The following is a 12,816-nucleotide window of genomic DNA, read 5'->3' as shown; positions in this document are numbered from 1 at the left end:
CCGACTCTGATCAGGCAGTTCCTTTACTACACGTTCGTCTCATACATTTGTGCTAGACATTCGTTCAAGCGTGCTGTAGACATATGTCTAAGACATTCAGCGTCAAGCAAGGGACCAGATCATGAGCGCCAACTCCACCCAGCCCCGCATCCTCATCGCCGGTGGCGGCATCGGCGGCAATGCGGTCGCGCTGCAACTGCTTCGCGCAGGCATCCGCGCCACCGTGGTGGAGCGGGCCGACGCGCCGCGGCCGGGCGGGCAGGCCGTCGACCTGCGCGGACCGAGCGTCGAGGTCGCCGAGCGGATGAGCCTGATGCCGGGCATCCGGAAGTACCAGCTCGACGAGCGCGGCATGAAGTTCGTCGACGCCGCGGGCCGCGACATCGTGCGGATGCCGACCGAGCTGTTCGAGGGCAAGGGCGGCGTCGCCGAAATCGAGCTCACCCGAGGCGATTTCAACCAGGTGCTGCTCGACGCGCTGGCCGAGGCGGGCGGCGTGGACTACCGCTACGGCGAGTGGATCACCGAGATCGCGCAGGACGAGAGCGGCGTCGACGTCACCTTCGCCTCCGGTGCGCGGCAGCGCTTCGACCTCGTGATCGGCGCCGACGGCCTGCATTCCGGCACTCGCAGGCTGGTATTCGGCCCGGAGGAGCAGTTCTCCACCTACCTCGGCGGCTACATGTCCTTCTTCACCCTGCCGTCCCCGGACACCGTGGAGAACAACTGGTTCACCATGCACTCGATGGTCGGCGCGACCAATATCGGGCTGCGTCCCGATGCCGACCCGGCCACCTCGAAGGCGCTGATCACCATACGCACCGACGCGGATCCCGCACTGCGCCGCGATGTTCCGGCCCAGCAGGACCTGATCCGGCAGCGGCTGGCCGGCGGCGGCTGGGAGGCGGCCACCATCACCGGCGCGCTGGGCGGGGCGAGCGACTTCTACTTCGACGAGCTGGCCCGGATCGACATGCCGACCTGGTCGAAGGGGCGGGTCGTGCTGCTCGGCGACGCCGGCTATTGCGGTTCGCCGCTCACCGGCAACGGCACCGCGATGGCGCTGATCGGCGCGTACGTGCTCGCCGGTGAGATCGCCACGCATGCAGGCGATCCCGAGCAGGCGCTGGCCCGCTACGAGGAGGTGCTCCGGCCGTTCATCGCGAAGGCGCAGGAGCTCCCGCCGGGTGGGCTGAAGGCGATGACCCCGAAGTCCAGCTTCGGCATCCGCGCGGGGCACACGGTCAGCAAGCTGATGACCTCGAAGGCGATGAAGCCGCTGATGATGAAGATGCTCACCCGGACCGAGTCCTACGACCTGCCCGACTACTCGGCGCAAACCGTCAGCCGGTAATCCGAACTCGCAGCGACCGGAGCCGTCCCGTACGGCTCCGGTCGTTGTCGTGCAGGACTATTCGACGACCGTTCGCTGGTCGAGCAGGAACGGGAGGGCGAAATTGCGCAGCAGCGCGCGCTCGTCGTCTTCGCCCGCGCCGGGCAGGGTCAACAGCGACACCATCACTCGGACGAACCACTGCCCGAGCCGGCGGGCGGCGGGCGCGGGCAGGTCCGGGCGGAACCCGCTGACGAAGTCGGTCGCGAGGGTGTCCACCACGTCCGACGAATTCGACAGCTGGGCAACGATTCCCGCATTGGCCGGCTCGAACCAGACGGCCAGGTGCGGCGTTTTACGAACCTCGGCGATCAACGCGGTGAAACCGTCGAGCAGTTGCTCGCCGGGATCCGCCGCCGCGGTGACCGCCGGATCACGCCATACCCGCTCGACCACTTGACGCGCCTCGCGACCGGCGAAGGCGACGTACAGGGCCTGCCGATTGTCGAAGTACCGATAGAGCGTCGCCCTGGAACACCCTGCGGCCTCAGCGACTTCGGCCATTCCGACACCGGTCACCCCCTTGTCGATGAACAGCGCGCGCACCGCGTCGAGGATCCGCTCGCTCGCCAGTTCCGCACGCCCGTCCGCCAACCAGTCCCCGGTCATGCCACGCACCGGAACGGAACGGTGGTCGGCCGCCGGACATAAGGCCCCGGCGCGTATTCGACCGCGTCGATATCCACGGTGAAGTTCGGGAAGCGATCGAGCAACTCCTCCAGCGCCACTCGGGCCTGCATCCGCGCCGCGGCCGCACCGAGGCAGTGGTGTGGGCCGTGCCCGAAAGTGAGGATGCGCTGCGGATTCCGGTCGATATCCAGCTCTGCCGCGTCCGCACCGAACGCGCGTTCGTCGCGGTTGGCGGAGCCGAACACCAGCAATACCTTGCGCCCCACGGGGATTATCTTGCCGTCCAACTCGACCGCACGCGTCACCGTCCGCGCGAGACCCTGCACCGGCGCGGTCAACCGGGCGAATTCCTCTACCGCAGTGCGGATTCGATCCGGGTCGGCGGTCAGCTCGGCGCGCTGGTCCGGATGTTGTTGCAGCAGTTGCACCGCGCCACCGAGCAATCCCGTCGTGGTGTCGTTGCCCCCCGCGACCATCGTCCAGGTGTAGGCCAGAATCTGTACCAGCCCAAGCACATCCGTGTCGTCCGCCGCCATGCCCGCCTGCACGAGCAGCGACACGGTGTCCTCCCCCGGGTCGGTCCGCCGCCGCTTGATCAGCTCGGCGAAGTAACCCATCATCTCCATCGACGCAGGCAGCGCCTGAGTCTGCGCGCGATCGGCGCTGCCCGCGACCACCGCGTCGGTCCAGCCGTCGAACCGAGTCCGGTCCTCCTCGGGCACGCCGAGGTAATAGGCCACCACCATGCTCGGCAGCGGCTTGAACACCTGCTTGACGATGTCGCCGCCACCGTCCGCGGCGATCCGGTCGAGGCGGTCACGGACGAATCGGCGCACCACCGGTTCCACCTCGCTGACCTGCCGGGGGGTGAATCCACGCGCGACGAGTTTGCGAAAGTCGGTGTGCTCCGGCGGATCCTGCATGACCAGCGGCGGATTGTCGGTCAGCCCGATCTGTTCCAGCTCGCCGTACTCCACGGTCAGGCCGTCGCGGGAGGAGTAGGTCTCGCTGTCGCGGGCCGCCGCGTAGACCTCGGCGTGCCGGGTGAGCACCCAGTAGTCGTGATCGGGACGGGCCGGCGGCACCACGTGGTGCACCGGATCCTGTTCGCGCAGTGCGGCATACATCTCCCACGGCGACGTCCAGGTGGCGCCGGAGCGGAGCTCGAAGACGGGAGCAGGCCGATACGCATCGATCAACATGTAGTGACGGTAAGACAAATATGCGAAAGTGTCTAGAACAAGTTCTACTCACTGGCGCCGGGCCGATTACCCTCCGAAACCGGTCCGGCCGCCCCTCGTCTCGGGATCATCGCCCGCGCACCCGCGGTTACCTTCAGCAGCGGCAACTTCGGTGTCCGTTGCCGGTCAGCTCCCGGAAGAGCCAGCGAAAACGTGTCCGCGTCCCGAGTGGCCTGCCAGGCCGGTCACCCCTCGTGGACCGGCCCGGCAAGCACTCTCCCCCGGAGCCCGACCTGTCAACCCCTCGAAGACAGGTCGCGCTCCGTTCCCCACCCCCGGTGGTGGACTAACCCACCGAACGCTCCGGTTCCCCCAAACCGGAGCGTTCGGTGTTGAGACAAACAATGCCTGTGCGGGCTTAGCACGGACTTAAGAACACCTTGCAGGCGTAAAACCGCAGGTGATGGCGTCAGGTGCGCAACGAATGTGCCTTGTTTGTATCAACTGGTCCCGGATGGCGGATGATGGAGACAGGTGCGTGAATGAGAGTGGGAGCGACGATGGAAACCGTGGTGGTCTGGGTGCTGGCCTGCGTGCTGTATTGGTGGGGCCTGCTGTAGGAGCGGAGTGAAACCTGGTCGGAAACCACCAGGTCTACTACACTCGGTCGTAGAGTGATGGCGCAGTCGCCGTCACGTCTCTTCCGATGGGGGTCACCATGGCGCACCCGACAGCAGCCCGGCCGAATCTCGACACCGGTCCCGCCTTCGCCGAATTACGTTGGGCTGCCGCGGTATTCGCGGTAGCGCTGCTCACCCACGGGGCGGATCATCTGCGTCGCGGGATGGACACCGTCTCCGGCACCGTAATGGCGCTCGGCGCGGTGCAATTCGTCCTCGCGGTCGCGACCATCGGGCTGGTTTTCGCCGGTCATCGATGGGCGGCGCGCGCGGCGATCGCGATCGGCTTCGTCAGCGCGGCCGGATTCATCCTGGTGCACATTTTCCCGGACTGGTTCGGCCCGTTCAGCGACAGCTTCATCAACCCGCCCGCTGCGGCCAAGGTCAATGGATTCTCTTGGTTCGCGGCGATTTTCGAGATCATCGCCGATCTACTCATCGGCGTCGCCGGTCTGCGCGCTCGGCGCGCAATGACCTGAGAACGCCTTAAGCCGCTGTCCGCCAAGCGAAATGGCGGACAGCGGAAATCGGCGTCAGTGCACAGCTTTGACGGCCACCTTGGCGGCGTCGGCGACCACGTCGTTGCTCGATTCGGCTTCCTTGACGGACTTGCAGGTCTGGATCGCGATGACCAGCGGCGCGGCCGAGCCGTCCGGCCAGGTGACCGCCGCGTCGTGCGCGCAGCCGTAGTCGCCGGTGCCGGTCTTGTCGCCGGTGCTCCAGCCGGCGGGTACGCCCGCGCGAATTCGCTTGTCGCCGGTGGTGTTCGCCTTCAGCCAGCCGGTCAGGCGCGCCCGCTCCGGCGCCCCGAGCGCGTCACCGACCACCAGCGCGCGATAGTCGGCGGCGAGCGCGGCCGGGGTGGTGGTGTCGCGTTCGTCGCCGGGGATGGCGGTGTTGAGTTCGGGTTCCCAGCGGTCGAGGTGGCTCACCTGGTCGCCGATGCCGCGCAGGAAGTCGGTAAGTCCTTGCGGCCCACCGAGTTCGCGGAGCAGCAGGTTGCCCGCGGTGTTGTCACTCTGGGTGATCGCGGCCTCGGCGAGTTGGGCGATGGTCATGCCCTCGGCGACCTTGGTGCTGGTGACCGGCGAATAGCTCTGCAGGTCGGCGTCGGTGTAGTGGATGACCCGGTCGAAGTAGCCGGTGTCGAGCGGATGCGCCTTCAGCAGGGCCCCGGCGGCCAGGCCCTTGAAGGTGGACAGGAACGGGAAGCGTTCGTCGCCGCGCGCGGTCAGCGTCTTGCCGCTGCCGGTGTCGACGGCGAACACGCCGACCCGCGCGTCGTACTTCTTCTCCAGCGCGGCCAGCTCCGCCGCCGCGGCGTTGTCGGCCTGGGTGCTGGTGGTCGGCGAGTCGGTATGTGCCGGAGTGGAATCGGTGCCGCAGCCGGCGAGCAACGGAAGGACGAGAGCGGCGGTGGTCAAGGCCACCCGGGAATCACGCGTCAGCCGAAACATCCCATCACTGTCGCAGGCCGGTCGGCGCCCGGCAAACCGGGACCTCAGTCCGCATGACCTGCGGCTATGACCGCGGCGGGCGCGCACGCGTGGTGCGCACCCGCCGCGATGCCACGGTCAGCCCTGCGACGGGGGCGGCGTCGAACCGGTGTCGAGACCGGCCCGGACACCCTCCTCGACCCGCTTGCCCAGCTCCGGATCCACGTTGGTCCAGTACTCGAAGACCCGGCTCAGCACCGGCTCCTGCACGCCGCCGAGCACGTGCCCGACGATGTTGTTCACCAGACGTTCGCGCTGCTCATCGTTGAGCACCTCGCGCACCAGCGTGCCTGCCTGGGTGAAGTCGCCGTCCTCGGTGTGCTGGACGTAACCCGCCCGCACCATCGTCGGATCGAACTCCCACAGACCGCCGTCGGGCGCCTGCGCCGGGTCGGCGTGTGGTCCGCCGAAGGAGTTCGGCGCGTACACCGGCACGCTCGCGTCGTTGTAGGAGAACCGCATCGCGCCCTCCTTGGAGTAGGAGTTCACCTCCGCGGCGCGCGGCAGGTTCGGCGGCAGCTGCGCGTAGTTGGTGCCGATCCGGTAGCGGTGCGCGTCCGCGTAGGCGAACACCCGGCCGAGCAGCATCTTGTCCGGCGAGAAGCCGATGCCCGGCACCACATTCGACGGCTCGAACGCGGCCTGCTCGATGTCGACGAAATAGTTGCCCGGGTTGCGGTTCAGCGTCCACTTGCCGACCTCGATCAGCGGGTAGTCCTTGTGCGACCACACCTTGGTCAGGTCGAACGGGTTGAACCGGTAGCCCTCGGCGTCGGCGGCCGGCATCACCTGCACGTGCAGGGTCCAGCTCGGGAACTCGCCGCGCTCGATCGCCTCCCACAGGTCCTGCCGGTGGAAGTCGGCGTTCTCGCCGGCGATCCGGTCCGCGTCGGCCTGGGTGAGGTAGTCGACGCCCTGGTCGGTCTTGAAGTGGTACTTCACCCAGAAGCGCTCGCCTGCCTCGTTGACCCACTGATAGGTGTGCGAGCCGTAGCCGTTCATGTGCCGGTAGGTCTTCGGGATGCCGCGGTCACCCATCAGCCAGGTCACCTGGTGCGCGGTCTCCGGACGCAGGGTCCAGAAGTCCCACTGCATGTTGTGATCGCGAAGTCCGTTGCCGGGCAGGCGCTTCTGCGACCGGATGAAGTCCGGGAATTTGATCGGGTCCTTGATGAAGAAGACCGGGGTGTTGTTGCCGACGAGGTCGTAGTTGCCGTCCTCGGTGTAGAACTTCACCGCGAAACCCCGTGGGTCGCGCCAGGTGTCGGGGCTGCCCTGTTCGCCGGCGACGGTGGAGAACCGGACCAGCGACTCGGTCCGCGCACCCGGCTGGAACAGCTTGGCCTTGGTGTAGCGGCTGACGTCGTTGGTCACCACCAGCTCGCCGTAGGCCCCCGCGCCCTTGGCATGCACGATCCGCTCCGGCACCCGCTCGCGGTTGAACTGGGCGAGCTTCTCGATCAGGTAGTGGTCGTGCAGCAGGATCGGGCCCTGGGTTCCGGCGGTGAGCGATTCGTTGTCGCTTTCCACCGGGGTTCCGGTGTTGGTGGTTGTCGGCTTGGTCATTCTCGAAGCCTCCTCGTCGGCGCGAATGCCCGGGGGTGGGCTGTACCCCCGGGCTCAATCAGGATTGCTGCCGCTGTTCGTGCGGCAGGTCGGACACAGGCCCCAGAAGACGACCTCCGCCTCGTCGACCGCGAAACCGTGGTCGTCGGCGGGGGTCAGGCAGGGGGCTGCGCCCACGACACAGTCGATGTCGACGACCGTGCCGCAGCTACGGCACACCAGGTGGTGATGGTTGTCCCCGGCGCGGGTCTCGTACAGCGCGGCCGAGCCGGCCGGCTCGATGCGCCGCAGAATCCCGGCGTGCACGCAGGCCCTCAGCACGTCGTAGACGGCCTGCGTGGACACCGAACCCAGGGCTGCCCGGACGGTGGCCGCCACCCGATCCGCATCGGAATGCGGTGCGGCGGCGACCGCGTCCAGCACCGCGACCCGCGGGGCGGTGACCCGCAGACCGGCCGCACGCAACTGCGTTCGCGGGTCGGTGCGGTTGGTGTGCATGACTTCGATACTCCTCCTTTTCTGGAATTAGTCAAGAAAAGGACAGTGGCGCACATCACATTCGCTGCGGCGGAATACATCCGGGTGGGCGGTCGTTGATCACCACTGTCGGCGTCCGGACAGCCCCGGGCCTCACCCCTTTGTCGCTACGAGCGACCACCCGCCGAGAGGCGCTTGTGGGACGTCGACTTCGAGTCGTGACGCTGTGGCGTCGGGCGACTCAGCGCCGCCAGGTTTTCTGACCTGGCGGCGTTTGTGTTTTCTGCCCGGCTCGCCGCCGGTTGTCCCGGCCCTGGCGGGCTTGCGCGATAGCCTCGTGCGCATGGGGCGATTCGGTGGGTTCCTGGTTGGCTTCGCTGTGTTCTCGCTGGTCGCGGGCAATGTCTTGGCCGGCAGCGCGCAGGCGGCACCGAGCCGCGCCACCGGCGAGCTACGGTGCACGCCGCAGTCCGGACGGGAGTTCCCGCGGGCCCAGCCGGAGCAGGTCGGCCTGGACGCGGAGCGGCTCGCGGACGCGCTGACCTTCGCCGCCACCCGAAACCGGTTGAACGTGCAGGTGTTCCGGCACAACTGCCTGATCGGCGAGGGGCCGACGAACGCGCAGACCGGGAACGTGGCGTGGAACATCTGGAGTTCCACCAAGAGCGTGGTCTCGATGCTCGCCGGAATCGCTTGGGACCAGGGCAAACTCGATATCGCCGCGCCGATCGACCGCTACCTGCCCGCCGAGCTCGGTGATGCCGAGCACCGCTCGATCACCGTGGAGAACCTGCTCACCGAGACCTCGGGTTTGAAGGTCGGCGCGCTCACCGAGGGCATCACCGGCGTGGTCCCGATCGACCCGAACAGCGCCGTGCAGGCGTTGGGCATGCCGCTGGTCCATCCGCCCGGCACCGACTTCACCTACAGCCAGCGCAACGTCGACTTGCTCACCTACGTCCTCGAATTGGCGGTCGGCGAGCCGTTGCAGCAATTCGCGCAGCGGGAACTGTTCGATCCGCTCGGCATCGAACGCGGCGACTACTACTGGGCGCGCGATCGGTCCGGGCACACCTACGGGTATGCCCATCTGATGATTCCGCCGAACGACTTCGCCAAGCTCGGACTGCTGGTGAGTAACGACGGGCGTTGGGGCACAAGGCAACTCATCTCGGACACGTACCTGAGGAAAGCGCTGCGGCCGTCCTCGGCCAATGAATGCTACGGGTACCTGTTCTGGCTCGGACCCGAGTGCGCGGCGCCCCTCTATAACGTGCCGGAGGACGTGTTCATGATGGACGGACTCGGCATGCAGAACGTTTTCGGCATTCCGAGCCTGGACCTCACCGTGGTCTGGACCGGATTCTTCGGCAACCGCAGCAGCAAAGGAGTGACCGGCAGCCTGCAAAACCAGGCCGAACTGCCGTATGAATTCTTCCGCAAACTGTTCGCCGCATTCCACGATCGGCCGCTGCCCGACCCGGGCCCGTTCGTCGAACCGCCGGTGGTGCTGGACCCCAGAACATATGTCGACCCGGACATCCTGCTCGCGGTGTTCGGCATCGGCCCGGACACCTATCCCGGCTGCAATATCTTCTCCTGCCTGGACTATCCGCTGGCCCCGCCGTTCTGGGACACCGCGCCGGGCTGCGCGATCCTGGTGTGCCTCGGCCCGGACGCGCCGGGAATCCGGTGATTCTCCGGCACCCTCGCCATTCGCCGGTCGCTGTCTCGTTCGCGCGATAGCCTCGTGCGCATGGGGCGATTCGGTGGGTTCCTCGTTGGGTTCGCGGTGTTATCGCTGGTCGCGGGGAATCTATTCGCCGGCAGCGGGCCTGCTTCCGCCGAACCGGTGAGCTGCGAAGTCCAGTCCGGCCGGGAATCGGCGCGGGCGACGCCGGAGCAGGCGGGGCTGGATAGCGCGCGCCTGGCCGAGGCGCTGACCTTCGCCGCCGGCCGAAATCGCATCAATATCAAGGTTTTCCGGCACAACTGCCTGATCGGCGAGGGGCCGAACAACGCCCCCACCGACAATGTGGCCTGGAATATCTGGAGCGCGACCAAGAGCGTGGTCTCGCTGCTCGCCGGAATCGCGTGGGACCAAGGCAAACTCGATATCGCCGCGCCGATCGACCGGTATCTGCCGCCCGGACTCGGCGACGCCGAGCATCGCTCGATCACCGTGCAGAACCTGCTCACCGAGACCTCGGGGATGAAGGTCGGCGTGTTGACCGAGGGCGCCACCGGTGTCGTGCCGATCGATCCGAACAGCGCGGTGCAGGCGCTCGGTGTGCCGCTGGACAATCCGCCGGGCGCGGTGTTCAGCTACAGCCAGCGCAATGTCGATCTGCTGTCCTATGTGCTGGAATTGGCGGTCGGCGAACCACTTCAGCAATTCGCGCAGCGGGAACTGTTCGACCCGCTCGGCATCGAACGCGGCGACTACTACTGGGCGCGCGATCGGTCCGGGCACACCTATGGGTACGCGCACCTGATGCTCCCGCCGAACGATTTCGCCAAGCTCGGCTTGCTCACCAGCAATGACGGGCGTTGGGGCACACAGCAACTCGTCTCGACCGAATACCTGAAACAGGCGCGCCAGCCGTCGCAGGCCAATAAGTGCTACGGCTATCTGTTCTGGCTCGGACCGGGGTGCGCGGAGTCGGACAGCATGCTGCCCGCCGATGTGTACATGATGGCCGGGCTGGGCCTGAACAACATCTTCATCATCCCGAGCCTGGACTTGGTGGTGATGTGGACCGGATTCTTCGGCAATGTCAGCCAGTACGGGCTGACCGGCACCATCCAGAACATCGCGGAACTGCCGCACGAATTCTTCCGCCGGTTGTTCGCGGCGTTCAATGAGCCGCCGATGCCCGACCCGGGGCCCTATGTCGAACCGCCGGTGCGATTGAACCCGAGCCAGTTCGTCGACCTGAACTTCGTGCTCGCGGTGTTCGGCGCCGGACCGTTCGCCTATCCGGGCTGTAATGTCCTGTCCTGCTTGAACTTTCCGCTGGCCCCGCCCTTCGCGGACAACGCGCCGGGCTGCGCGATCATGGCCTGCCTCGGTCCGGACGCGCCCGGCATCCGCTGAATCACACGCCGAGGAAGGGCAGCTCGCCTTCCTTGGCGCCGTGCGCGCGGAAGTGCTCCGGGGTGACGACGATGAACAGGGCGTCGGACTCGGCGACGAGTTCGCCGTCGAGTTCCAGCCGGGCGTAGATGTGCAGCTTGCGGTCGCCGTCGCGGCGATCGATGTGCGCGGACACCGCCATCTGGCGATGCAGCGGAGCGGGTTTGACGTAGTTCACCGTGAGTTTGGCGGTCACCGCGGGGATCCCGCTGTGCGTCGGCACGGTTCCCGAGGCCTCGTCCAGCACCGCCGCGACCACGCCGCCGTGTGCCAGGCCCGGTGCGCCCTGATGCTTTTCGTCGAACGTGCAGGTACCGGTGAGGCGGCCGTCCACGAGCGCCGACACCATGGCGACCCCGGCGCGATTGGCCGGTCCGCAGCCGAAACAGTTGTCGCCATGCGCGGACGACGCGCCGTCGGGCGCCGGGCTGTCCGCGGCGCCCTGCGGGCCATGATCGGCGGCTTCGGCGAGTCCGGTCATGCGCACCCCTCAATCAGGAATCAACTGTGTCCCGAATGAAGTTACGCCACGCTTGCGCACCGCCTCTTCCCACGGCCGGACCCGCGGTCCATGATCGGATACGGTTCAACCGATTCACCGCGTTGCCGTTAGGAGCCCGAGCAGTGAGCGACCGCGTAGTGCCCTCTCCTGAAGACAAGGATTTCAGCGCCCATCGGATGGGGGCCTTCGCCGACGCGGTGCTCGCGATCGCGATCACGCTGCTGGTCATCGAGATCAAACGGCCGGAGGGCGCGGAGCTGGCCAGCCCGCACGCGCTCGGCGAATTCCTCTGGCACGAGAAGGCGTCGTTCATCGCGTTCGTGCTGGCGTTCTTCCTGCTGTGGTCGGTGTGGCGCAGGCACCACATCCTCATCGACGAGGTCGATCGGCTGGACCGGGCGACCGCAGGCGCGCACGCGCCGCTGCTGCTGTTCGCCGCCTTCCTGCCGTTCCCGACCGCGATCTTCGGGCACGCGTCCGACAACAAGCTGGCCGTGTGCCTGTTCGCCGCGACCGCCGCGGCGCTGTTCGGTTGCGAAGCGGTCATGAAGGAATTCGCCTGGCGACGTGCGGTACTGAACCCCGGCGTCGATCCAGGCCAGATCCGGGCCAGCGCCAGTGCGTCCGCGGCGGTCACCTTGGTTTTCGCGGTGACGGCCGCGCTGGCCTGGGTCACGCCGTCGATCTGGTACGTCTGGTTCTTCGTTCCGCTGGCCGCCGCGTTCGGCGGGAAGCTGCTCGAACGCGTCCGCCCGGAGGCCGCGCGCGTGCGCCGGGCCGAGCCCGCGCAGGCCTAGCCCGGACGCTCGCGGGGGTCTAGTCCAGCGGGGTGATCCAGCCGTGCAGGTCGTCGGTGCGCAGCGCGGCGGCGTGCCGCTTGCGCAGGGCCTGGGCGATCGGGCCCGCCTGCCCGTCGGCGACCGTGCGGCCGTCCACCTCGAAGACCGGGGCGGCGCCCGCGGAGGTGCCGGTGACGAAGACCTCGTCGGCGATGTAGAGCTCGGTCAGGTCGACGGTGCGTTCGACGACCGGGATGCCGTCCTCGGCCGCCAGGGTCAGGATGGTTCGGCGGTTGATGCCGTCGAGGATGTCGCAGGACACGTCCGGGGTGATCAGCGTGCCGTTGCGGACGAGGAAGATGTTGGCGGCGCTGAGCTCGCAGACGTGGCCGTTGCCGTCGAGGAAGATGCAGTCGTCGTAGCCGCTGTCGATCGCGTCCTGCTTGGCCAGCACCGAATTCACGTACGCGCCGTTGACTTTCGCGCGGGACGGGATCGCGTTGTCCGGAATGCGCCGCCACGGACTGGATTTCAGCCGCATGCCGTCCTGCGGGACGATCGGCACCGCGTCGTAGACGAACATGCTGACCTGAATCGCGCAGCCACGCACCCGGGTACCCGGAATCGACTCGACGACATGCACTGTCGCCCGGACGAATACGTCCTCCACCGGCGCGTTCTGCCCGACCAACTCGACCACCGCGGCATAGAACCGCTGGTAGTCCCACTCCTGCGCGAACCGGTCGATCCCGATGATCTTGCACGACTCCTCGAGCCGCCGGAAGTGATCGTCCAATCGGAACGCGGTCCGTGCCGCCCCTGCCACATGAACCGGAAACACGGTGTACACGCTGAGTCCGTACAACACCGCCGACGATGCGACCCCAACCGTAGCCGCCTCGGCCGCAACGATCCGGTCACCTAGATACACATGGGGATAGGGGTTTGCCATCGGCGGAGGCTAACAGCCCCGCGG

The 12,816-nt window shown here is 67.3% G+C and carries 12 protein-coding genes; 5 read left to right on the top strand and 7 right to left on the bottom strand.

Going from position 1 to position 12,816, the window contains the following annotated elements; all coding sequences use genetic code 11:
• Positions 1-121 precede the first annotated feature (121 nt).
• Complete coding sequence (locus AB0M22_RS16410) at positions 122-1,354, top strand: FAD-dependent monooxygenase (RefSeq protein ID WP_364726582.1); 1,233 nt, start codon at positions 122-124, stop codon at positions 1,352-1,354.
• A 57-nt stretch (positions 1,355-1,411) separates the two neighbouring features.
• Here AB0M22_RS16410 and AB0M22_RS16405 read toward each other — a convergent pair whose 3' ends face one another.
• Positions 1,412-2,002 (bottom strand): helix-turn-helix domain-containing protein, encoded by a 591-nt coding sequence (locus AB0M22_RS16405; protein WP_364726579.1) that lies wholly within the window; start codon positions 2,000-2,002, stop codon positions 1,412-1,414.
• The gene (locus AB0M22_RS16400; RefSeq protein ID WP_364726576.1) at positions 1,999-3,225 is read right to left on the bottom strand and encodes a cytochrome P450; all 1,227 of its coding nucleotides are present in this window, start codon (positions 3,223-3,225) and stop codon (positions 1,999-2,001) included. The genes AB0M22_RS16405 and AB0M22_RS16400 overlap by 4 nt, the downstream gene beginning before the upstream one ends.
• A 697-nt stretch (positions 3,226-3,922) precedes the next feature.
• On the opposite strand from AB0M22_RS16400, the gene AB0M22_RS16395 reads away from it, so the two are divergent.
• The gene (locus AB0M22_RS16395) at positions 3,923-4,363 is read left to right on the top strand and encodes a hypothetical protein (RefSeq protein ID WP_364726573.1); all 441 of its coding nucleotides are present in this window, start codon (positions 3,923-3,925) and stop codon (positions 4,361-4,363) included.
• A 54-nt stretch (positions 4,364-4,417) separates the two neighbouring features.
• Here the strand turns inward: AB0M22_RS16395 and bla are convergent, their stop codons facing one another.
• The 3 genes from bla to AB0M22_RS16380 all read right to left on the bottom strand — a co-directional run bounded on the left by bla (position 4,418) and on the right by AB0M22_RS16380 (position 7,444).
• Complete coding sequence (gene bla, locus AB0M22_RS16390; protein WP_364726571.1) at positions 4,418-5,341, bottom strand: class A beta-lactamase; 924 nt, start codon at positions 5,339-5,341, stop codon at positions 4,418-4,420.
• Positions 5,342-5,458: 117 nt separating this feature from the next.
• A complete protein-coding gene (locus tag AB0M22_RS16385; protein WP_364726569.1) occupies positions 5,459-6,946 on the bottom strand; it encodes a catalase in 1,488 nt (495 codons plus the stop codon).
• Between the two features lie 54 nt (positions 6,947-7,000).
• The gene (locus AB0M22_RS16380) at positions 7,001-7,444 is read right to left on the bottom strand and encodes a Fur family transcriptional regulator (RefSeq protein ID WP_364726566.1); all 444 of its coding nucleotides are present in this window, start codon (positions 7,442-7,444) and stop codon (positions 7,001-7,003) included.
• A gap of 322 nt (positions 7,445-7,766) precedes the next feature.
• Between AB0M22_RS16380 and AB0M22_RS16375 the strand changes: the two genes are divergently transcribed.
• Complete coding sequence (locus tag AB0M22_RS16375) at positions 7,767-9,119, top strand: serine hydrolase (RefSeq protein WP_364726563.1); 1,353 nt, start codon at positions 7,767-7,769, stop codon at positions 9,117-9,119.
• Positions 9,120-9,179: 60 nt separating this feature from the next.
• Positions 9,180-10,520 (top strand): serine hydrolase, encoded by a 1,341-nt coding sequence (locus AB0M22_RS16370; RefSeq protein WP_364726560.1) that lies wholly within the window; start codon positions 9,180-9,182, stop codon positions 10,518-10,520.
• Between the two features lies 1 nt (position 10,521).
• On the opposite strand, the gene AB0M22_RS16365 is transcribed toward AB0M22_RS16370, so the two are convergent.
• Complete coding sequence (locus AB0M22_RS16365) at positions 10,522-11,040, bottom strand: PaaI family thioesterase (protein ID WP_364726557.1); 519 nt, start codon at positions 11,038-11,040, stop codon at positions 10,522-10,524.
• A gap of 143 nt (positions 11,041-11,183) precedes the next feature.
• Here AB0M22_RS16365 and AB0M22_RS16360 point away from each other — a divergent pair, with 143 nt between their 5' ends.
• A complete protein-coding gene (locus AB0M22_RS16360; protein ID WP_364726553.1) occupies positions 11,184-11,858 on the top strand; it encodes a TMEM175 family protein in 675 nt (224 codons plus the stop codon).
• A 19-nt stretch (positions 11,859-11,877) separates the two neighbouring features.
• Here the strand turns inward: AB0M22_RS16360 and AB0M22_RS16355 are convergent, their stop codons facing one another.
• Positions 11,878-12,792: an aminotransferase class IV gene (locus tag AB0M22_RS16355; protein WP_364726550.1), complete on the bottom strand. Its 915-nt coding sequence runs from the start codon at positions 12,790-12,792 to the stop codon at positions 11,878-11,880.
• Positions 12,793-12,816: the final 24 nt, after the last annotated feature.

The sequence above is a fragment of the Nocardia sp. NPDC051756 genome (assembly GCF_040681495.1).
GTDB lineage: Bacteria > Actinomycetota > Actinomycetes > Mycobacteriales > Mycobacteriaceae > Nocardia.
Note: the sequence above shows the minus strand (reverse complement) of the source record. Positions and strands in the feature narration are given on the sequence as shown.

Excerpts from the sequence above, each read along its gene's own strand:
- AB0M22_RS16410 (WP_364726582.1), top strand. The coding sequence starts at position 122 with ATGAGCGCCAACTCCACCCAGCCCCGCATCCTCATCGCCGGTGGCGGC.
- AB0M22_RS16405 (WP_364726579.1), bottom strand. The coding sequence starts at position 2,002 with ATGACCGGGGACTGGTTGGCGGACGGGCGTGCGGAACTGGCGAGCGAG.
- AB0M22_RS16400 (WP_364726576.1), bottom strand. The coding sequence starts at position 3,225 with ATGTTGATCGATGCGTATCGGCCTGCTCCCGTCTTCGAGCTCCGCTCC.
- AB0M22_RS16395 (WP_364726573.1), top strand. The coding sequence starts at position 3,923 with ATGGCGCACCCGACAGCAGCCCGGCCGAATCTCGACACCGGTCCCGCC.
- bla (WP_364726571.1), bottom strand. The coding sequence starts at position 5,341 with ATGTTTCGGCTGACGCGTGATTCCCGGGTGGCCTTGACCACCGCCGCT.
- AB0M22_RS16385 (WP_364726569.1), bottom strand. The coding sequence starts at position 6,946 with ATGACCAAGCCGACAACCACCAACACCGGAACCCCGGTGGAAAGCGAC.
- AB0M22_RS16380 (WP_364726566.1), bottom strand. The coding sequence starts at position 7,444 with ATGCACACCAACCGCACCGACCCGCGAACGCAGTTGCGTGCGGCCGGT.
- AB0M22_RS16375 (WP_364726563.1), top strand. The coding sequence starts at position 7,767 with ATGGGGCGATTCGGTGGGTTCCTGGTTGGCTTCGCTGTGTTCTCGCTG.
- AB0M22_RS16370 (WP_364726560.1), top strand. The coding sequence starts at position 9,180 with ATGGGGCGATTCGGTGGGTTCCTCGTTGGGTTCGCGGTGTTATCGCTG.
- AB0M22_RS16365 (WP_364726557.1), bottom strand. The coding sequence starts at position 11,040 with ATGACCGGACTCGCCGAAGCCGCCGATCATGGCCCGCAGGGCGCCGCG.
- AB0M22_RS16355 (WP_364726550.1), bottom strand. The coding sequence starts at position 12,792 with ATGGCAAACCCCTATCCCCATGTGTATCTAGGTGACCGGATCGTTGCG.